The organism is Comamonas sp. MYb396 (assembly GCF_037479555.1).
GTDB lineage: Bacteria > Pseudomonadota > Gammaproteobacteria > Burkholderiales > Burkholderiaceae_C > Comamonas.
Genome location: NZ_JBBGYU010000001.1, coordinates 698,703 through 718,710, shown reverse-complemented (window position 1 = coordinate 718,710; position 20,008 = coordinate 698,703). Strand labels below are relative to the sequence as shown.

18 protein-coding genes are annotated in these 20,008 nt (G+C 62.8%); 6 read left to right on the top strand and 12 right to left on the bottom strand.

The genetic code is table 11. From position 1 onward, the window contains the following. Positions 1–35: 35 nt before the first annotated feature. From WH265_RS03375 to WH265_RS03360, 4 genes are all read right to left on the bottom strand, one after another. Positions 36–809 carry a hypothetical protein gene (locus WH265_RS03375; RefSeq protein WP_339557317.1) on the bottom strand — a complete coding sequence of 258 codons (774 nt, stop codon included), beginning with the start codon at positions 807–809 and terminating at the stop codon, positions 36–38. A 1,038-nt stretch (positions 810–1,847) separates the two neighbouring features. Further along, positions 1,848–2,606, bottom strand: a complete 759-nt coding sequence (locus WH265_RS03370; protein WP_339557316.1) for a hypothetical protein — start codon at positions 2,604–2,606, stop codon at positions 1,848–1,850. Positions 2,607–2,729: 123 nt separating this feature from the next. Continuing rightward, complete coding sequence (locus WH265_RS03365) at positions 2,730–3,476, bottom strand: hypothetical protein (protein WP_339557315.1); 747 nt, start codon at positions 3,474–3,476, stop codon at positions 2,730–2,732. 550 nt (positions 3,477–4,026) lie between these two features. Further along, positions 4,027–4,419, bottom strand: coding sequence for a hypothetical protein (locus WH265_RS03360; protein ID WP_339557314.1), 393 nt, complete (start codon positions 4,417–4,419; stop codon positions 4,027–4,029). A 139-nt stretch (positions 4,420–4,558) separates the two neighbouring features. Between WH265_RS03360 and WH265_RS03355 the strand changes: the two genes are divergently transcribed. After that, positions 4,559–4,696 carry a hypothetical protein gene (locus WH265_RS03355; RefSeq protein ID WP_021028029.1) on the top strand — a complete coding sequence of 46 codons (138 nt, stop codon included), beginning with the start codon at positions 4,559–4,561 and terminating at the stop codon, positions 4,694–4,696. 372 nt (positions 4,697–5,068) lie between these two features. Here the strand turns inward: WH265_RS03355 and WH265_RS03350 are convergent, their stop codons facing one another. Both WH265_RS03350 and WH265_RS03345 read right to left on the bottom strand, forming a co-directional pair. Beyond that, positions 5,069–6,769, bottom strand: a complete 1,701-nt coding sequence (locus tag WH265_RS03350; protein ID WP_339557313.1) for a WD40 repeat domain-containing protein — start codon at positions 6,767–6,769, stop codon at positions 5,069–5,071. Continuing rightward, positions 6,766–7,317 carry a GTP cyclohydrolase II gene (locus WH265_RS03345; protein WP_339557413.1) on the bottom strand — a complete coding sequence of 184 codons (552 nt, stop codon included), beginning with the start codon at positions 7,315–7,317 and terminating at the stop codon, positions 6,766–6,768. The genes WH265_RS03350 and WH265_RS03345 overlap by 4 nt, the downstream gene beginning before the upstream one ends. An 864-nt stretch (positions 7,318–8,181) precedes the next feature. Here WH265_RS03345 and WH265_RS03340 point away from each other — a divergent pair. After that, positions 8,182–8,538, top strand: coding sequence for a PRC-barrel domain-containing protein (locus tag WH265_RS03340; protein WP_021028025.1), 357 nt, complete (start codon positions 8,182–8,184; stop codon positions 8,536–8,538). Between the two features lie 382 nt (positions 8,539–8,920). Here WH265_RS03340 and WH265_RS03335 read toward each other — a convergent pair whose 3' ends face one another. The 4 genes from WH265_RS03335 to WH265_RS03320 all read right to left on the bottom strand — a co-directional run bounded on the left by WH265_RS03335 (position 8,921) and on the right by WH265_RS03320 (position 14,657). Beyond that, positions 8,921–10,147, bottom strand: a complete 1,227-nt coding sequence (locus WH265_RS03335) for a GAF domain-containing sensor histidine kinase (RefSeq protein ID WP_339557312.1) — start codon at positions 10,145–10,147, stop codon at positions 8,921–8,923. A gap of 299 nt (positions 10,148–10,446) precedes the next feature. After that, complete coding sequence (locus tag WH265_RS03330) at positions 10,447–12,930, bottom strand: TonB-dependent siderophore receptor (RefSeq protein ID WP_339557311.1); 2,484 nt, start codon at positions 12,928–12,930, stop codon at positions 10,447–10,449. A gap of 136 nt (positions 12,931–13,066) precedes the next feature. Further along, a complete protein-coding gene (locus WH265_RS03325) occupies positions 13,067–14,128 on the bottom strand; it encodes a FecR domain-containing protein (protein ID WP_339557310.1) in 1,062 nt (353 codons plus the stop codon). Between the two features lies 1 nt (position 14,129). Beyond that, the gene (locus tag WH265_RS03320; RefSeq protein WP_339519343.1) at positions 14,130–14,657 is read right to left on the bottom strand and encodes a sigma-70 family RNA polymerase sigma factor; all 528 of its coding nucleotides are present in this window, start codon (positions 14,655–14,657) and stop codon (positions 14,130–14,132) included. 151 nt (positions 14,658–14,808) lie between these two features. On the opposite strand from WH265_RS03320, the gene WH265_RS03315 reads away from it, so the two are divergent. After that, positions 14,809–15,357 carry an RNA polymerase sigma factor gene (locus tag WH265_RS03315; RefSeq protein WP_339557309.1) on the top strand — a complete coding sequence of 183 codons (549 nt, stop codon included), beginning with the start codon at positions 14,809–14,811 and terminating at the stop codon, positions 15,355–15,357. 26 nt (positions 15,358–15,383) lie between these two features. Further along, positions 15,384–16,610 (top strand): FecR family protein, encoded by a 1,227-nt coding sequence (locus tag WH265_RS03310; protein ID WP_339557308.1) that lies wholly within the window; start codon positions 15,384–15,386, stop codon positions 16,608–16,610. Between the two features lie 250 nt (positions 16,611–16,860). Here the strand turns inward: WH265_RS03310 and WH265_RS03305 are convergent, their stop codons facing one another. After that, entirely contained in the window at positions 16,861–17,742 is an 882-nt protein-coding gene (locus WH265_RS03305; protein ID WP_021025671.1) for an AraC family transcriptional regulator, read from the bottom strand. Between the two features lie 133 nt (positions 17,743–17,875). On the opposite strand from WH265_RS03305, the gene WH265_RS03300 reads away from it, so the two are divergent. Both WH265_RS03300 and WH265_RS03295 read left to right on the top strand, forming a co-directional pair. Next, a complete protein-coding gene (locus WH265_RS03300) occupies positions 17,876–18,619 on the top strand; it encodes an SDR family NAD(P)-dependent oxidoreductase (protein ID WP_445228482.1) in 744 nt (247 codons plus the stop codon). A gap of 12 nt (positions 18,620–18,631) precedes the next feature. Continuing rightward, entirely contained in the window at positions 18,632–19,033 is a 402-nt protein-coding gene (locus WH265_RS03295) for a VOC family protein (RefSeq protein WP_339536773.1), read from the top strand. A gap of 632 nt (positions 19,034–19,665) precedes the next feature. Here WH265_RS03295 and WH265_RS03290 read toward each other — a convergent pair. Further along, positions 19,666–19,992 carry a DUF5713 family protein gene (locus tag WH265_RS03290; protein WP_339536772.1) on the bottom strand — a complete coding sequence of 109 codons (327 nt, stop codon included), beginning with the start codon at positions 19,990–19,992 and terminating at the stop codon, positions 19,666–19,668. Between the last annotated feature and the right edge of the window lie 16 nt (positions 19,993–20,008).

The following is a 20,008-nucleotide window of genomic DNA, read 5'->3' as shown; positions in this document are numbered from 1 at the left end:
CAGCGCCAGGCAGCGGGCATCAGGGCGTTAGCTACTTAGCCCCGGTTGCGGCGGCGCAGGCCCAGCAGACCCAAGGCGGACGCCAGGGACACAAGGCCCAGGGTGCCCAGACCGGGCACGGGGGTGGGTGCGGTGGGAAGCACGGGATCCACGATCACGGGGGGCTCTTGCTCGGGAACTACGGTCAGGCGAAAGCCGGGGGTCACCAGTCCGAGCTTCTCCCAGGTGCTGCCGCTGTCGGGGGTGTGCAGATAGCCTTCGGCGGCGATCGAAAAACCGCCAGCAAAGGTGTAGCTGGTGTCGCTCAGGCCGTTGTAGTCCGACAGGGCCAGGGTGCCGCCCGAGGTGTTGGAGACGATCAGCGCATACTTTTTGTGGGGTAGCAGCACCGTGCTGGCAATGCTGCCCAGCTGGGCTGCGGTGTAGGTATTGGGGTTGAGGTTGGCATCATCGTTGGGGACGACCACCGGCAGGCTGGCGCTGCCCAGGGCCGCGCCGGTGGGCAGCTCGGTCGTGTCGTCCAGCAGGTACAGCTGCACGATGGCCTGCACGGAGGGGTCGCCATTGGACAGCCCCAGGGTAATTTCTGAGATTTTTACCGGCTCCGCCCCGGTGCTGAAGGCCGGGCCGCGCCACTCGGTGGCAGTGACCTCATAGGTGGAATAAAAATCCCATCCGGTGCTGTCGACCACCACGATGGGGGTGGGCGCGGTTTGTGCGGAGGCCAGGGGGCTCCAGGCAGTGGCGCAGGCCAGCAAAGCGATGGCGGCGAGTTGTCGGCGAGGGAGGAGAGGATGGTTTTTCTTCATATCTTCTGCGTTGAAAAAGATTAAGTGAGTCTTTTGCATTCAATGGTTGTATGCAAAAAAACTTCTATTCATAGCTTAGAGCAACTTAAAAATTGAAACTCATAACAAATGTTTAATGAGATACACGTCGTTATCGGTGTATCAAATTACTTTTTGTCTGGCCTGCTCTGCATGGCCATGCTGAGCGTCAGGACCTACTCAAATCGTTTGGGCGTGCCCAATGTGCGATGCAGAGATATGTGTTCAAGTCATGTATTCAGCAAGAATGCAACCATAGCCTATCACGATGAAATTATATTATTAATAAAAACATGGTAATTAATAGGTTTTAACTAATTAAAAGCGCTGCTGTTCTTGGGGCTATAACTTGCTGACATGGCATCATTCTTTGCATGCCTGGCACGGGGTATCGCCCAGGCAGGGGCACCCCAGTCACGGACCCCGCACCCTCGCAAAAGCCCCGGAACCCTGGGCCCAAGGTGGGCAACATGGCGCCCGGTGCCGCTGCGCCCGCATGACACTGGTATGACAAAAGAAAAGGCATGTAAAAATGGGAACGCTTGCGCCGCGGGTGGCGTAAACGGGCGAGCCCGGCATGGCGCATGCAATGCCGGTGTGGTTGCCCCTGCCACCCGTCTTGCTCATGTCGCCCTAGCGCCCTGGTTGCCTCTGTTGCCCCTTGCCAAGTGGCAGGTTGCACAGGCCGGCCTGTGGTGGCGAAGGCTGCGGCTGGCCCTGCGTTGCTGCCATCGATGGCAACCGTCCGTACGGTGGCTGGGGGCATCGCCAGCCCGTAGTGCCTGCAGGCAGACTGCGGGTGCAGGGGGCAGAAGAAGGTGCAGGGGCGGCGCTCCGTTCTGGGTCAGCTGTGCCCCAGCGCCTGCGGGTAGTGGCACAGGTGCCGGGCCCTCCATCCGCTTGTCTTGGTGGCCCATAGCGCCCATGGGCCGCTCCAAGCGGTCTGGCAGCGCATCCCGAGCGCTGCCCATCCAGGTGGTGGGCGAGGGGAGCGCCTGCCTGGCGCCCCCCGGTGCTGATTCAGGCGGCAGACTTGCGCGCGCGGCGCAGGCCGATCAGCCCCATCACCGAGACCAGCGAGACCAGACCCACGGCGCCCAGGCCTGGCACAGGGGTAGGTGCAGCCGGGGGCACCACGATCGGGTCATCGACGGGCACGACGGTCAGCTTCATCGCAGGGGTGACCTGGGCGTTCTGGAGCCAGGTGGTGCCACTGTCGTAGGTTTCCACATAGCCACTGGCCGCTAAGGAAAAACCGCCTGCATAGGTATAGGCATTGCCGGGGCCGTTGTTGTCGGACAGTGCGATAAAGCCACCCGATGGGCTGGACAGGATCAGCGCGTACTTTTTGCCTGCCAGCAGCGTGGTGCTGGGGATCGTGCCCAGTTGCGCTGCCGTATAGGTGTTGGCGTTCAGGTTGGCGGGGTCATTGGGGACGACGATGGGCAGCGTTGCCGTCGCCAGCGCGGCACCGGTGGGCAATTCACTGCTGTCGTCGAGTTGGAACAAGCGGAGTTGGGCGGTGGTTGCCGGGTCCCCGTTCGCCAAGCCGAAAGTGATCTCCGTGATCCGCGTTGGCACGGTGCCGGTGGTAAAGGCCGGGCCGCGCCATTGGATATCGCCCACGTCATAGGCCGAGTAGAAGTCAAACGTGGTGCTATCCATCACCACCACCGGTGGCTGGCTTTGTGCCGATGCGATCGGTGCCCAAGATGCAGCGCAGGCGAGCAGGCCCAGGGCGGCATAGCGGCGAAAAGCGGTGCGGGTCGGGTGTGGCATCGGGTAGCTCCAGAGGTTGGATGACGTTGGGATTGGCAGCTGCGCCCTGGGGGGCAGCCATGGGGGTGAGCACCGAAATGGTGCGCCTTCAGTGGCTTGCCAAGGCCTGAAGGCGCCCTGTGTTTAGGCAGATTTACGTGCGCGGCGCAGCCCCACCCAGCCCATGACGGAGACCAGCGAAACCAGGCCCATGGCGCCCAGGGCTGGCACCGGGGTAGGGGCCGCGGGTGGCTCCACAACGATCACCTCTTCATAGGGGATGACCGTCATGCTGTAGGCGAGGGTGCCCTCATTCATTTCCCAGGTGGCACCGCCATCACGCGTCCCCACATGGCCACTGCCAATGGGGCCAAACCCACCTTGGAAGGTGTAGGCATTCGTGGTTGCGTCATCGTTGGTGAACCCGGTCGATTCGCTGGCATTGGACAAGATCAGTGCGTACTTTTGGTTGGCCTGCAAGGTGGTAGTGGCAATAGCACCCAGCTGTGCGGCGCTGTAGGTCGTCACTTCGGTGACCGCAGCGGTGCCGTCAACGTTGACCGTGGTTGAGGCCAGAGCCGTGCCGGTGGGGAACTCGGTGGTGGTATCGAGCAGGTACAGGCTGAGCGTTAATGTGGTGGGTAGCCCGGCGTCAAAGCCTATGGTCAGCTCCTGAATGCGGGTGGGCACCGCACCGGTTTGGAAGGTCGGTCCGCGTTGCTGTAGGCCTTCAACCTGGTACGACGTTGGCTCGTCGATGGGCAGGCTGTTGACGGCCACAAAAGGAACGGGCGGCGTTTGGGCCGAAGCCAACGGTCCCCAGGATGCAGTACAGGCGAGAAGCGAGATGGCTGCGTAGTGGCGTAAAGCGTGACGGCGAATCGTTGGCATACATCTTCCTTGGTAGGGTTTATGGCTATCGAACATTGAAATTCAATATTCTATTTAAATCATGTCTACTGAGGAGTGGTTTGGTTATTGGATAGACGAGTTGACAGTAGATAATGATTAATAACAAATGTAATTTCGAATATCTTATTTTGTTAACAAAGAAATTAATAAATATTCACATTTCCATAGAATCGGTGATAACGCTACTCGCACCTGTTATTTAGTCGCCAGTGATTAAAAAGGGCGAGGCAGGGCGCCGTTATCTAGGAGAAAACGGCTGCACGCCACGGGCTACGCGGTCGGCGGCGCGCAGCCGACCAGGCAACAACACATCCAGATGGGTGTAAGCGCTTGTGAAGGACGGGCACTCGTCCTGCCCATGGGTGCATGCATTGCTGTGCCCGGCAGGCGCCGCCTGCCGTTGTAGCCAGGCGACGGCAGCCGCTGCTTGCAATGACCTGCAGGGGGCAGGGGTTCAGGATTTCTATGCGCTGCGAGGCAGCGCCGTGAATCAAGCTTGTGGGTCAGAGTGGCGCATCAAGGTAGCGAATCAGGGCGGTGTAGGCGCATTGCACTGCCAGTTGCCGCCCATGCTTTGGCAGCGAATGCCATTGGGCCCCACCAGGTTCTGGGGGCCGGAGCGGGTGAGAAAGTGGCCCTGGTTGTCAGTACAGCCGCTGGCATTGCAGCTGATGATAAAGACCGGCTGCTGGGGGGCAGATGGCGTTGTTTCCGCATTGGCGGGCTGAGACGAGGGCGGGCGCCGTGGCGTTTTGTCGCCATCGGGGCGCTCGTCAGAATCACTGTCACGGTCGCTGGCACAGACATTAGCGGTGGCGGTTGCTGTTGGGGGCTCACTGCGTGCGGCTTGTGGCACCGCTGCCGCAGCGCCCGCCGCCGCCCATGCTGGTGCCAGGCCCAGCAGCACCATTGCCAAAGTCATCGAACCACGCATTCTGTTTTCCTCTATCCCAACGTAGGGGCCAGCTTTTGCTACCGACAAGCCCCGCGACTCAGCGCTGACCTGCTTTCTGTCCTTTGTCCGACGCGCGCGCGCCAGGCCAATGGATAGATTGTGAGCTATGAACCCACCTGACCCCAAACCTACCAAGCCCACCAATCCCAACACCCGCGCTGGGCGATTCGCCAACAAGCGTTTTGCCATCATCGGCGGGATTGTTTTGGTGTTTCTGCTGATCGCGATCTTTGTGCCCCTTTGACGGCACGACCGCATCCCAACACCTTGAACCGGGCAGCCCATAGGGCTGCCCGTGTTGTTGGTGGCGTTTGGGGCGGGTGGGGGAGATAGCCGCGGTGCTGGTATATGCGCATCTCGGTCTGTGCCGGTTTGAGGGCGCGGCCGATTTGCAGCGCTGACTGCCGCGTTGGCAATGTTGACCGATGGCAGGGCGTGCGCAATACCTGCCCTCTGCGCTTGGCGGCCTTGGATGAGGCACCTTGTTACGCAGCGTGGCTGCAGGCCTGGCAGACCGAGCTGGGAGACCAAGCTGGGAGCCTGAGCTGGGCGTGATGGCCGAGACGATGGAGCCAAGCTTGCGCAGCCCCGATGGGGCACGGCGCAACGCCGCTGCTTAGTGCCGTTTTACGATCGGGATGTCGTAGATATTGCCATCGTAGGAGCCGGCCAGAAATTGGGCCTTGTCGCTGTCAAAGCACAGCGACGAGATGCCCGCTGAGGTGGGGCGCATGGTGGGCTGCCATTGCCCTGCAGCATGGTCGTAGATGGCGACGCAGCCATGGTAGGAGCCCGTGGCAATCCATTGGCCATCAGGGCTGGCGGCAACACATTTGATGGAATGCTGGTGGGGGGTGTTCAGGTCGGTCGATGCAAAGTCGTCCCAGATCCGCAGCTTGCGATCCCGGCTGACGCTGACAAAGCGGTCGTTGGGCAGTGCCGCGCAACCATTGGCAATGCGGCTGTGGGCATCGCGTTTGCTGAACAGTTCGTGCAAGCTCGCAATCGACCACCAGGCGGCGCTGCCATCCGCACACACGGAGAACAGCCTATGGCTGGAGGCGGCGATGGATTTGACGGCGTTGTCATGCAGCTGCAGCGTAGCGACATGGTGCACAGCCCCATCTTGCGCCAGGGCAAACACGAGGCCTTCACCTGTATAGCTGCCAATGACCATATGGGCAATGCCGTTGCGCATGAATGCCGCGCCGCAGTTGAGCGGGGATCGGTGTTGGTACAGCGTCTCACCTGTTGCGGCATCGAACAGCGCCCCAGTTTGGCCGCCGGTGCATATCTTGCCGCCGAGGGGCGTGAGGAAGTTGCACAGGCTGCGCAGGTCGCGGATGGGCTCGCCATGGGCTTTGAGAATGCCGGCGTCGCCAATCGATACCACGCCCCAGGGGGGCTGCAGGGTGGCGGTGGCATTGATGCCGCCTGTGGCGCAGACCTTGTCGAGATTCCATTCGCCCGTTGGGATGTGGAAGAGCGCGTAGGAAGAGCCAAAGGTGGCAAAAACCAAGGTGTCCTTGTCCAGAAAAGCGCAAGACCTGGGCCATATCGGTGCAGGAATGCTCGACTGCGCAATGGGGGTGAGGGCGCTGGATTGCGCTTTCCAGACGCGCAGCAGCCGGTCATAGCTCAAGCTCACCAGCAACTGCTCGTTGTCCTGGTAAACCAATCGCTTGATGCCAGCCTGGTGTGCCGGTGTTGCCTGGCGATGGCTGCCGTCGATGGTCAAGATCATGCCGGCATCATTGCCCGCATAGACGGTGCCATTGTTGGCGATGGCAATGGTGTCGGTCTCTACGCCGCCAAGGTCAATGTCCTGGAGCAGGTCTCCCGTTGCCAGTGACCATTGCTTGAGCGTGCCGTCGTCGCTGGACGATAGCAGTGTCTGGCCATTGGCGGACCAGGCTATCGAGATCACATCGGCGCTATGGCCTGCGAGGCAGTGCCGGAGCCGGCCTTGGAAGTCGAAGACCCTCACATGGTGGTCGCGCGAGGCAGTGGCGATCAGCGCCTCGGTGGGGTGGAACTGGGCCATTTCTACATCATCCCCATGGTCGGAGAGCACGCAGATGAGCTTCATGCCAGGCACGGACCACAACCGGGCCGTGTGGTCGCTGGAGGCGCTGATCAAATGCTGGCCGTCGCTGCTGAAGGACAGCTGGTTAGCCAGATGGTCATGCCAGGCACGGGCCAGTGCGATTTTCTGGTGGGCGTCCCACAAGATCACCTGGTTGTCGTATCCGGCGCTTGCAATATAGCGACCGCCATGGGTGGCAACGCCGCTGATGGGCGATAGGTGGGAGATCATGGGGTTTCCTTTTGCAGAGCCGGAACGTCGATGGAGTGGCGTGAGTGCTTGACCTTGGTTTCCAGGTAATGGCGATTATCGGCATCGACAAACACCCCGGTAGGGATGCGTGACTCCACGGTAATGCCTGCCATGCTGAGTTGCTTTTGTTTGTCGGGATTATTGCTGAGCAAGCGGATGGTGTGAATGCCCAGCGCTTGGAGCATGTCAGCGGCGACCTGGTAACTGCGCTCGTCGTCTTTATGGCCCAAAGCCCGATTCGCTGCAAAGGTATCCAATCCTTGATCTTGTAATAGGTAGGCTTCCAGTTTTCGATAAAGGCCAATGCCTCGGCCTTCTTGGCGCAAATACAGGAGCAGGCCCCCTTCGGTATGCAGGCGTTGCAGTGCTTCCTGGAGCTGGGGACCGCAGTCGCAGCGTGCGGAGGCCAGCGCGTCGCCCGTGATGCACTCTGAATGCAGGCGCACCAGCGGCGCTTTGGCGTTTGGGCGCTCAAACCGCACCGCAAAGTGCTCGCCGTTGTCGCTCAGGTTGCCAAAGCTGATGATTTCTGATGCGGCCTTGTGCCCACTGGCCAGAATGATGGGCACCCGCACGATGCTGCGAACCCGGGGTTTGGCTAAGGCATCCTCTCTGTCTTTTGAAGCGCCGTTTATGCACTGATCTGTGTCCATGATGAATCCCCGCTGGTATGGTATTTGTATACAAGATTCGAATGAATTTTTAACCACCGAGGAAGAAAGATACTACGTGCTTATGCCGTAGTCACGGCTTCAGTTGTTTCTGTGGAGAGACAATATTGATAATTTGCTTTTTATTTTATTTTTAAATTATCTAATTGAGGGTGTTAATAATTTTAATTTTATGCGATAAGTCCTGATTTGCGAGTGATGGGTTTTCGTTGATTACTGGAAATTTTGAAGTGTCTAGCGGGTTATAGGGTTCTGGCGGATATATTGGCGGGATTTTTGGGCTTGGTGGCGTTACATCCCCAGGCTGGGTTGTTTGCAGGCGTTGCTGCAATGGCTGGCGCTGGGGCTGCGCTGCACGCCGGCGCTAGCCCCGCCTGGTGCACCGCAGGCAGGGCGACGCATGGCGCTTGTGGCGCAGCCCTGCCAATGCGGTGTGGCAGCTGCTCACCCATCCAAGACGGTGTGCAGGGGCATCTGTGGTGGGCGAGCCCACGTGCGCAGGGGCTTACGGGAGACGATACGCCCCGCAGAAATGGGCGCTTTTTCCAGTCCTGCAAAACCGGTGCGGCCCGTCCTACGGCTATCGGACGGCGATGACTACCCGGCTGGACCGCGCCGCTGTTTAGCATTGAATCCAAGGCCGAGACATCACGGAAGCGCTCTTACCGGCACCCCGCATCGGCCCCTTTGCAATCCCGCTTTCCAACACAGGAGAACCCTATGAATACGATCAACACAGCATCGAGCGTGATCTCTTCGGACAAGGTGCAAGGCACCAAGGTGTACAACCCCAATGGCGACAAGCTGGGCTCGGTGGAAAGCCTGCTGCTGGACAAGCTCACCGGCAAGGTCCGCTACGCGGTGATGGAGTTTGGCGGCTTTTTGGGCATGGGCACCGATGTGTACCCTCTGCCTTGGGAAACGCTGAAGTACGACACGGGCCTGGGCGGCTATGTTGTGTCGCTCACCAAGGAGCAGCTGGAAGGCGCGCCGCGCTATGCGCGTGAGACGACGCAGGACTATAACGACGAATATGGCCGAAAGGTGAATGAATACTACGGCGTCCCTTGGATTTGATCGGGGCGGGGCTAATACAGGCCCTGATACTTCGTTGCAGAACCTTGCCGTACCTTCAGTACTGTCTGCGGTTGCGCGCCTCGTCGGGGACGCCTAGTCTCAGGGGCTGTCTTAACCCCTTGAATGGGTACGTTGCTGGGGATCAAATTCCTTACTGCATTGGCCTTTGATGGGGTAGCGCATTTTGTTGCCCAAATAAAAATAGCCTGCTGGTTAGCCAGCGGGCTATTTTTGCGTGGTTGGTGCGGGGACGTGCTCTGTGCACGGCCTTCGGACGGGCGCCAGGTTCGGAGCTGTCTTAGTCTCATTTTGGGCTTGCTGGGCCGTGTTGGTGACTTATCGACCTCGTGCTGTTTCCAGCGCCCGGCTTATTCTTGTCCGCCTACAGAACCACGGGCAGTCTGATCGTGAAGGTGGTGCCGGCATCTGAACAAGATAGCACTGTCAAGCTTCCCTGGTGGGCTGCGACGATCTGTTTGCAGATGCTCAAGCCCAGCCCCATGCTGGTGGCGGCAGACTTGGGCCCCTGGAAGTGGGGGTCGAACATCTGGGCCATCACTTCGTCCGGTACCAGAGGCCCCCGGTTGTTGACCAGAATGACGATGTCTTTTCCTTCCAGGCTGCCGGTGATCTGAATCGGAAAGTCAGACCCGCCATAGGCCACCGCGTTTCCCAGCAGGTTGGATAAGAGCTGCTGGATACGTGGGATGTCGACACGTACCTCCGCTGGGAGCTGAAGCGATGCGACGAACGCATGCTGCGGATGCGCTTCTACAAACTCATCGACGACGGTGTGCAGGGCCGCCGCGAGGTTTTGCGTGGGTTCAGGGGCCACGGATATGGCGTTGCCGGCGCGGCCTTTGGCGTAATCGACGAGATCATCTATGAGCTTGCTCATGCGGCGGGCGCTGGTAGCGATGCGCTCTCCGAGCTTGGCCGCCTTGGGCTCGTCGCCCCGCGCGAGCATCTTTGCGCCCATCGTGATCGCCTGCAAAGGGTTGCGTAGATCGTGGGCGACAACGGCCAGGAACACCTCGCGGGCGTTGCCCGTCTCTTTAAAGCTTTGAATTTCGTTGGTCAGCTGCTGGGATATCAGCTGGTCTTGGAGAAGCTTGCCAAGAATACCGGCGCAAGCGGTAAAAATGGCGCGGTTTTTCTCGCTTGTGATGGGCCTGGGCTCTGCATCCAAGGCAAACAAATTACCGAAATAGCTGCCATCGGTTAGCAGAATCGGTTCGCTGATATAGGCGCGAAATCCGTAGAGCTTGGGCGTTTTATGGTCGCGAAAAACAGGGTGGTCCAGCGCGTCATCAAATGCAATCCCAAGCTGGGATTCCATGACGTCCTTACACAGGGTGCTGTCCACATCCAGTTCGTCACCGGCTTTCATGCCCAGGCCCATGTCGTCCACCACAGCGCATGCACGCCACATATTGGAGCGAACCCAGGCCATGCCTACCAGCCCCATGCCAGTCTGCGCTTTAACGATTTCAAGAATGTAGTGTGCGGCCCTGGAGTTCGTCGCAGTGAGGACGCTCAGGTCGATGTCAGCTGGGGTGTTGATGGCGGCTCTCCTGCCTGTGCGCGGCAGTATAGCAAAGGCCTTCACCTAAAAGAGCCCTATTTGACTGTCGGGGCGCTAACGCGCTGCTTACTGAAAACGTGTCGCCTTAGCGGGTGGGACTGCTGCCCCAGGTACTGGGAATCTTTGCAAGGGGCCTGAGAATGGATCGATCAACCGCTCGCACTGATTCTGCAGATGTTCTTGGGTTTTCAAGCCGCACATTTGCCGGATCCCTAAGACCCAGCCATGGGGCAGAGCATGGGTTGTGCGACATCTCCACCAAGCCTGAGACAAGCAGCCCGCTGGGTTTGCCAGCGGGCGTTGTTGTTGGCGCTTGGTGCCGATTAGAAATCGTACTTGGCGGTCAGCGTGAACTTGCGCGGCGCACCGTAGTAGATCTGGCTGCCGGCAAAGTCGAAGTAGGTTTTGTCGAACAGGTTGTTGATGTTGAGCTGCAGCGACAGCTGGCGCGAGATGTCGTAGCTGGCCATCAGGCTGGCGAGGGTGATGGAGCCCTGGTCGCGGCGCGCCTCCACGTCCGTCGACGTGGTGGTGGTGGCGTAGGTGGCGCCGCGCCAGGTCAGGCCTCCGCCCACCTTGAGGGCGCTCCAGTTGCCGGGCAGGCGGTAGCTGGTGTAGAGGTGGGCCATGTTGTTGGGGCGCTGCGACTGCAGGCGCGAATCATCGGCGGCGCGGGCATCGGCCCGGGCAAAACCGGCAATCAGCTGCCAGCCCCGGGCCAGCTCGCCGGAGACCTCGGCCTCAAAGCCCTTGCTGGTGACACCCTTCTCGCCCCGGTAGGCGGGGTTGCCGGTGCCGCCAATCATGTTGTCGCCGTCTTGCACGGCAACATTGTCCTGGGCAATGCGGAACACGGCCAGGGACGCATTGACCTTGCCATCGAGAAACGCGGCCTTGATGCCGGCCTCGTAGGCTTTGCCGGTCACAGGGTCCAGGTAGCGGCCCTGCGTGTCCTGGTAGTTTTGCGGCTGGAAGATATCGGTATAGCTGGCGTAGACGGTGTAGGTGGCGTTCAGGTCATACAGCAGGCCCGCGTAAGGCGTGAAGACCTTGTGCTTGCGCGTCTCCGTCAGGCTCTGGCTTTCCCAGCGGGTTTCGCGCCCACCGGCGATGAGCTTGAGGTCATCGGCCAGCGACAGGCGCAGCGCGCCGTAGACGGCAGTCTGGCGCGTGCGGTCATCGCCCAGCGGGCGGAAGGCACCCCAGACCGGCTCGGGGTAGGAGCCATCCCAGTCAAAGATATTGCCCACGGGGGTGGCGGTGTAGGCATGGTTGCCGTAGGCGTAGTTGGACTGGCTGCCGGTCAGGCCCAGCACCGCCTCGTGCTTGCGGCCGAGCAGATCAAATGGCCCAGTGGCCTGCAGGCTGCCGCTGTTTTGCGCAAAGCTCTGGCGCGAGTAATTGGGGTAGGGGCCCAGGCCCAGGCCGGTGTTCTTGTCGGGTTCGTTCAGCAGGTAAAAGAGCTTGGAGGTGTAGTCGGCATCGAGGCGGCTGGCATTGGCCTTGATGGACCAGCCATTGTCAAAGCGGTGCTCGAGCCCGGCGTAGGTGGTGCGGCTGGTGGTGTTCCACTCGGTCCAATCGGCGCCAATGCTGAACGAGCGCGGCCAGTGCGTGGCGCTGCCATCCTGGTAGACCATGGGCAGACCGCCCCAGGTGACGCCGGTGGGGCGCTTGGCCTGGTGCTCCAGGCCGATCCAGGCGGTGGTGTCGGGCGTCAGATCGGCCTCGACGGTGGCGAGCAAGGCGCGGTTGCGCGTGTGGTAGCGGTCCAGGTGCGAGTCGCGCTCGTCGGCCATCGCGGCCACGCGGGCGCGGATGCGGCCGTCATCGGTCAACGGCGTGCTCAGGTCGAGGGTGGCGCGGCGCTCGTTCCAGGAGCCCAGGCTGAGGCTGGCCGAGCCGGTGAAGGTTTTGCTGCTGGCGCGTTTGCGCACCAGGTTGACCGAAGCACCGGGGTTGCCCGCGCCGGTCATCAGGCCCGTCGCACCACGCACGACCTCGATGCGGTCGTACAGAATCGGGTCGAGCATCGAGGCGCCAAAAAAGTCATTGGCAACATAGGTGGGCACGCCGTCGTACTGGTAGTTGTCGATGTAGAAGCCCCGGGCGTCCAGATCGGTGCGGTCGCTGTCGGAGCTGATGGCCGAGATGCCGGTGATGTGGCGCGCGGCCTCGCCAATGCTGGTGATGCCCTGGTCCTCGATCTGCTGGCGCGTGAGCACGCTGACCGATTGCGGCGTCTCGCGCGGCGACAGCTGCAGGCCGGTGGCGGCTGCCGTGCTGCGGATGGTGTAGCTGCCGGTGCCTTCGGTGGTGGCACTGCGCTCGGCCTGGGCGGTTACGCGCAGCTCAGGCAAGGTGATGCTGGGCGCGCCTTCTGCCGCGCTTGCGGCCACTGCAGCCGGTGCTGCGGCGGTGGGTGCCACACGGCGCACCACATAGCTGCCACTGGCGTCGCGCTGGGCCTGCAGCGGCAAGCCCGCCAGCAGACTGCCCAGCGCCTGGCCCACATCGGCGGCGCCCTGCACGCCGGGGCTGTGCAGGCCGGCAACGGTATCGGGCGCGAACGAGATCAGCGTGCCCGATTCCTGCCCCAGGCGGTTGAGCGCTGCGGCCAGCGGGCCGGCAGGGATGGAGTAGCTGCGCGCCGCAGGGGTGTGGGCTGGCTGCTGGGCCTGCGCCTGGGCAGAGGTGGGTGCCAGTGCTGCAAGGCTGGCGCAGGCGGCCAGGCCCAGGCACAGCAGATGGGCGGAGAGCGCGGTGCCACGGGGTGTGGCGGGGGCAGAGAAGCGAGAGCGGTACATGCGAATAGGTCCCGAGTTTGACAAGCTGGTTGCAGCGCGCCGCCATGGTTTTTGCGGCGCTTGTGCAGGGCTTGACACGCGGGCTAGGCCAATTGGCCATCTTTTTTTCAATACGCTGAGGGATGCGCTTGCGTGATTAGCTTTTGTCCACCGTGACCCACCAGCGCGTACGGCTGCTGATGCGCAGCGGCAAAGTCTGGCTGAGCGCCGCCAGCACCTTGTCGGTATCCGCCAAGGGGTAGCTGCCCGATACGCGCAAGGCTGCGGCCTCGGGCGTGCAGTGCAGGCGGCCGGGGCGGTAGCGGGCCAGCTCGGCGATAAAGTCGCCCAGACGCATATCGTCGGCCACCAGCATGCCCTGGGTCCAGGCCAGGCCGGCAGTGGGAGCGGGCCCCTGGCGCAGCAGCCCGCTGGCGGCGATGCGGCCTTGCTCGCCAGCAGCCAGGCGCAGGGTCTGGCCCATGTCGTTGCGCAAATCTGGTAGCAGCTGCAGTTCTACCTGGCCTTCTTGCACCTGCACCAGCGTGTCGTCCGCATACTGGCGCACGCTAAAGCGCGTGCCAATGGCGCGCGCCCAGCCCTGGCTGCTGCGCACCCGCAAGGGGCGGGCCTGGCCGGTGGCAGGGTCGGGGCTGGGGTCGGCGGCGCTCTCGATCTGGATCTCCCCGGCGCGCAGCACAATCAGCCGCTCGCTGCTGCTGTAGCGCAGGTCCACGGCCGTGGCGGTATTGAGCAGCAGGCGCGTGCCATCGGCCAAAACCGTGCGCTGCTGCTCACCGGTGGCTGTTGATAGATCGGCGCTGGCGCTGAGCCAGGCCTGTTCGCCCAGCGGGCTGTGGCCCAGGGCCAGCAGGCCGCCAGCACCGGCCCCCAGCATCACCGCTAGGCGCACCGCGTGGCGGCGCGACAGCGCAGGGGAGGCGAGGGTCTGCACTGCCACTGCCGTGGGCACGCCACGCAACTGGCCATCGATCTGCGCCATGCGCTGCCAGGCCTGGGCATGGAGCGGGTCGGCGTCGAGCCAGCTTTGCCACTGCTGGCGCTTGCGGCGGGCAGCGGTGCTGTCGCCGGGCTCCAGATCGAGCAGCCAGCGCACGGCGGCCTGGGCAACGGCGGGTGGGATGGTGGGCGGCAGCGCGCCAGGCATGGCCTGCGCGCCCAGCGGCAGGCTGCCGGGCAGGTGTTCGGGTGCGGCCATCTCAGGCCTGGTCCGCAAAATAGCAGCGCTCGGCCGCTGCGGCCAGGTGGCGGCGCACGCTGGTGCGCGATATGCCCAGCTGCTGGGCAATTTCTTCCTGCGTCAGGTCCTCCAGCCGCCACAGCAAAAAGGCCTTGCGGGCAACCACCGGCAGGCCGCCGAGCAGGCGGTCAATGGCGACCAGGGTTTCGAGCACCATCAGCTGCGCATCGGGCGGCGGGGCCACGGGCTCGGGCAGCAGCGCGAGCGCATCGAGGTAGGCGCGCTCGATCTGGCGGCGGCGCAGGTGGTTGGACAGCAGGCGCTGCGCAATGGTGGTGAGGTAGGCGCGCGGCTCCAGCAGCGCCTGGAGTTGCTGGCGCTGGGTGCCCAGCACGCGCACAAAGGTGTTTTGCGCCAGATCGGCCGCATCCCAGGCGCAGCCGAGCTTGCGCCGCAGCCTCGCGACCAGCCAGCTGTGGTGCGCCTCGTACAGGGCCTGCACCGGATCGACAGAAGGTGAGGGCGGAATGCCGGGGCCTGGGTGCATGGTGTTGGGGGTGACGCGATGAGAATGGTTCTTATTATATGTAAACAGTAGTCAAAATATGGATAATGCGATTCATTCGCGTTATTGCATGGCGCCATGGCTGCACAAGCACTGCGATATCCCTGCGATCCCCCTGTCTGGCCGCTGACCCGTGTTCGTCCACTACTACCGAGAACTGCTGAACTTCTGCCTGCGCCAGGTGCGCGACCGCGATGCCGCTGCCGACATCGTGCAGGAGAGCTACGCCCGGGTGCTGGCGATGGAGCAGGCGCGCGCAGCGATCGCCGAGCCGCGCGCGCTGCTCTACCAGACGGCGCGCCATGTGATGGTGGACCAGTACCGGCGCGCGCAGCTGCGCACGCACGAGGACCTGCATGCGCTCGATGAAACCGCCCAACCCCCGGGCCCCGCGCATGAGGAGCCCGACGCGCTGCTGTCGAGCGCGCAGGCGATGGCCGCCTATGCCTCGGCCATTGAGGCCTTGCCGCTGCGCTGCCGTGAAGCGTTTATGCTGCATGTGTTTGACGACATGCCCTATGCCCAGATTGCCCAGCGCATGGGCATATCGCTGAGCATGGTGGAAAAGCATATTGCCCGTGGCCGCCTGGCCTGCCGCGCCTGCGAGCTGCTGCAGCAAGGCGGGGCGCCCAGCGCAGCCCAGCGGCCAGATGCCGCCTTGCCTGCCACCCGCCAGCCTTGATACCGGCACGACGACACCCCCCAGCGATGACCTTGCCCCGCCCCCACACCGCCGATGCTGACCGCCAGGATGCTGCCGATGAGGCCGCATTTGCGGCGTTTGCGCAGGGCCAGGATGCCCTGGGCCTGCAGGCCGCCCTGTGGGCCACGCGCCGGCGCAGCGGCCAGGCACTGCCCGCCGAGCAGGCTGCCGCCTTGGCCGCCTGGCTGGCGGCCGACCCGGCCCATGCGCAGGCGCTGGATGCGCTGGAGCACAGCCACACCCGGCTGCGTGCGATGCCGCCAGCGCTGCAGCATGCGCTGCGGGCGGGCTTGGCGCGCGACAAGGAACAAGCGCAGGCGCAGGCACAGGCACAGGCGCAGGCACAGGCACAGGAGCAAGTGGCGGCTACCGCTGAAGCTGCCGAACCCGCAGCGACCATTGCGGCAGCTATCCCGCCCAGCGCCGTAGCCGCACGGCGCCGGGCACGCTGGTGGTCTGCCAGCCACTGGCTGCCCAATCTGGGCATGGCCGCTGCCGTGCTGGTGCTGGTAGTGGGCGGCTGGCTGGGCTGGTCGCACTGGCGCAGCCAGCCGCTGTTCAGCGAGCACTACGCCACCGAGCGCGGCCAGGCGCTGCAGATACGGCTGCCCGATGGCTCGCAGATGCTGCTCGATGCCGCATCGCAGGCGCAGGTGCAGCTGTTCCGGGGCCGGCGCGAGGTGCGCTTGCTCGAGGGCCAGGCGCTGTTCCATGCCAGCGCCGATGCACAGCGCCCGTTTGAGGTGCGGGCGGGGCACACCCTGGTGACGGTGCTGGGCACCAGATTCTCGGTACGCCATACCCGCGCCGGGCTGGATGCCGGCCAGACGGTGGTCGAGGTCGAATCAGGCCGGGTGCGGGTGGCGCAGATGGGTGTGGACGCCCAGACCCTGGCCGGGCCGGCAGCGGTGGAGCTGGTGGCCGGCCAGCGGGTGACCGCGCAGGCCGAGGGCAGCCTGGCAGGGCCGCAGGCCTTGCCGGTGGGCCATGTCGCGGCCTGGCGCAAAGGGCGGGTGAATTTTCAGGACGCACCGCTGGCGCAGGCGCTGGCCGAGTTTGAGCGCTATGGCGAGACCCGCCTGGTCGTGCGCGACCCGGCCGTCGCTGCGATGCGGGTGGGCGGCAGCTTTGACCTGCGCGAGGCGGCCAGCTTTGCCCAGGCGCTGCCGCTGCTGCTGCCGGTGCGGCTCAAGACCGAGGGCGGGGTGACGGAGATCGTGAAGCTGCGTTGAGGTGGCAGCGCGGGGCCTGGCGCGACAGGGCGGGGCATGCGTCCGCCGTGCATGCGTCTCCTCCTGCAAGGAGCGTACCCACGACCGTCGGCAGCAGCGAGCGGCCCAGATCTATCGCCGGCTGCCCCGGGCTGGCTGCCCCGGGCCGGCTGAACGCGGCGCACTGCAGCGGAAAAGGGAGGAACGGCTAAGAGGCCTATGCCCGTGCCGCTCACTGCAGGGGGCGCAAATCCGCTTGCATATGCCTTATTTACCGCATGCCTGCGGCAAGACGAGCCGCATCCTTGGCGGGCGGCATTCCGAACGCTCTGGCGTATTCCCGGCTGAATTGGGTCGCGCTCTCGTAACCCACCTCGTGAGCGGCTGACGTGACGTTGTGCCCTGCCGTGATGAGCAGCGTTCTGGCCTGGAGCAGGCGGACCTGCTTTTGGTATTGCAGCGGACTGAGCGAGGTCACCGCCTTGAAGTGGCGATGAAATGCAGAAACGCTCATCGCCGCGTCGGCCGCGAGCGCCTCCATCCGCAAGGGCTGCGCGAACTCATGGCGCAGGCGCTGCACCACCCGGTTGATGCGTGCCAAGGCGGTGTCCGGCGTGGCAATGTCGCGCAGCATCCAACCCATGGGGCCCTGGAGCACGCGGTAGAGAATCTCGCGTTCGTAGGCGGGGGCCAGCACCGCAATGTCTGCCGGAGCCTTCATCAGTCGCAGCATGCGAACCCAGGCGTCCAGCAACTGGGGCGTTACCGCCGCAACGGAGAATCCCGACTCCCTGGCGGGTTCTTGCGCAGCATGGGGCAGATCCGCCAGCAGCTCCGCCAGCAGCGCCGGCACCAGGGTCAGGCTTACGGCCAAGTAGGGCTCCCCGGTGCGGCTTGGGCGCACGACCCCGGCCGCTGGAAGCTCGATGGACATGACAAAGTAGGTGGCAGGGTCGTAGTGCAAGGTCTGGCCGCCTACGGACATCGATTTGCTTCCCTGAAGAATGAGATTGACCATCGGTTCGTACACGGCGGCCAGCTGGTGCTCCGGAATAGCCCCCTGCACCATCGCCACGCGCGGGATACCGGTCTCCGTCCTCCGGTTTTCGGCATGGGCCGCCAGCGCGCGGAGTTCGTTCAGTTGCTCATTCATGCGACATTGGACCGCGATCTTGGCAGCGGTACAAGCGAACAAGCAGAAATGGGCAGGAGTTAGGCAGGAACAGGTGGGCGATATCGCGCGTGAAAGCCTATCGTTGAAGCACTGGAACTTGTTGGAACTTCATATGGACATCGTCGTTATCACCGGAGGCAGCCGAGGCATCGGTGCAAGCACCGCCATTGACTGCGCTCGCCGCGGACAGGGCGTTATCCTGACCTACCACCGAAACCCCGAGGCTGCGCAAAAGGTGGTTCGGCACATCGCCACTGACGGGGGACAGGCCGTTGCCCTGCCCCTGGACGTGGCCAACATCAGCACGTTTGCGTCCTTCCGGCTCGCGGTGCAGGAGGCCTTGGCCTCGACCTGGCAGGCTGACAGGCTATCGGGCCTCGTGAACAACGCGGGTTACGGTATCTTCAACCCGATTGCGGCCGTCACCGAGGACCAGTTCGACGGCTTGATGAACGTGCACTTGAAAGGTCCGTTCTTCCTGACCCAGACTTTGTTGCCGCTGCTCAGAGACGGCGCCAGCATCGTGAACCTGACCAGTGCAACGACGCGCGTGGCCACGGCAGGGGTGGCGCCTTATGCATCATTCAAAGGGGGCCTCGAAGTGTTGACACGTTACATGGCCAAGGAGTTTGGCGAACGCCGGATCCGCGTCAACTCGGTGTCACCCGGGGCCATCCGCACGGAGCTGGGTGGCGGCCTCAATGCTGAGTTTGAGCGTTTGCTGGCCGCGCAAACTGCGCTGGGCAGGGTCGGCGAACCCGACGAGGTCGCGCGTGTGATTGCCATGCTTTTGGCCAGCGACGGCGCCTGGATCAACGCGCAGAACATCGAAGTCGCGGGCGGCTACACCATCTGAAAGGAAGCATTGATGCTTGACCATGTATTTCTCACGGTGAACCATATCGACCGCTCGCTCACCTTCTACGAAAAGCTGCTCCCTGTCCTTGGCATCACCGCCCGCCACGACTACGACGGCGCAGACGGCCCTGCGGGACATCCTGATTTGAAGGGCTTTGGCGCGAAGGGGCGTATGTTTTTTTGGCTTCGGCAGGGCACGGCAGCTCCCGGGGCGTTGCACATCGGCTTGGTGGCCGAATCCGAGGAGATGGTGAGGCGCGCCCATGCGGCAGCACTTGCCGCCGGCGGAACCGAGATTCACCCCCCTGGCGCGCAACTGCACTACGACCCCCGTTACTTCGCGGCCCAGGTCCGGGACCTCGATGGCTACAGCCTGGAGTTTGTCTACAAAAGCTGGCAGCACGGTAGCTGACTGGCGAACCACCATCAGCACTGAATGACTTCAATGACGTCATCGAATTCGATGCTGTGCCTGAAAACCTGGATGCGCTATCGGGTGGATGCCAACCCCTCCACCGAGCGGACTTGCCCGCATGGAGTCCGCTGTAGTGCATGCCGCTTGCGGAAGCGCTGAGTCTTCACGGTGTGCAACCAGGAGGCAGCTGTCATGCACACGCCGTCTGCTCGCATTTATTTTGGGTGACCCTGGTCGGGCGCGGCCACTGGCCGGGGGCATGGCCTTGTTTCCTGGGTTGAACGTATTACGAGCATTGACAGATTTGCCGGTAGCTACCCCTTGTTGACATGGGGTAGTTATTGTCGTCCACCAAATTTCCCTGCTTGGGCTTGCACTGATACCTGCATTCTTGAACCTCATCTCTTGCGGCAGGAAGTAGGTACCCCAGCAGGCACGAACCGCCAATGACCAATCCAAATGCGATCGCGACCATCACACCCGGTGTGAGCCAGGTCGAAAGCTTCTTCATGTGGGGAGTAAATCTGCTTTTCACAGGTGATGGTCTGGGACGGGCCGGAATAGGCGTTTAACGATTGAATTCAGCGGCCGCTATAGGCTTGCCGCTGAAAAGACGGGATCTGCCTCGCTTACCAGTCCCGGGCACGAATGGCCTCTTCGGTGTCAATGTCCACCTCAAAGAAGCTGAGCATGGCCTCGACCGTGGTGCCAATCGAGTCTCTGGCGACGGTCTCAATCTCACTGCCTCGGTCTTCAAATTCGGCCTGAAGATCGTTGATCTTTTCGGTCATCACATCCAATTGGGACTGAACCGCATCTAACGAATGGCCGCCTTGTCCGACGAACATTGCGACTTCCTGAATGGCATCGCGCAGCTTGTCGACGAGGTCCTTGGGGAAGTAGCCATCGGCGTACATGTCCTGGAGAAACGGAAAATCGTCAGGTAGTTTTTTCATGTTGGCTCCTCATGAA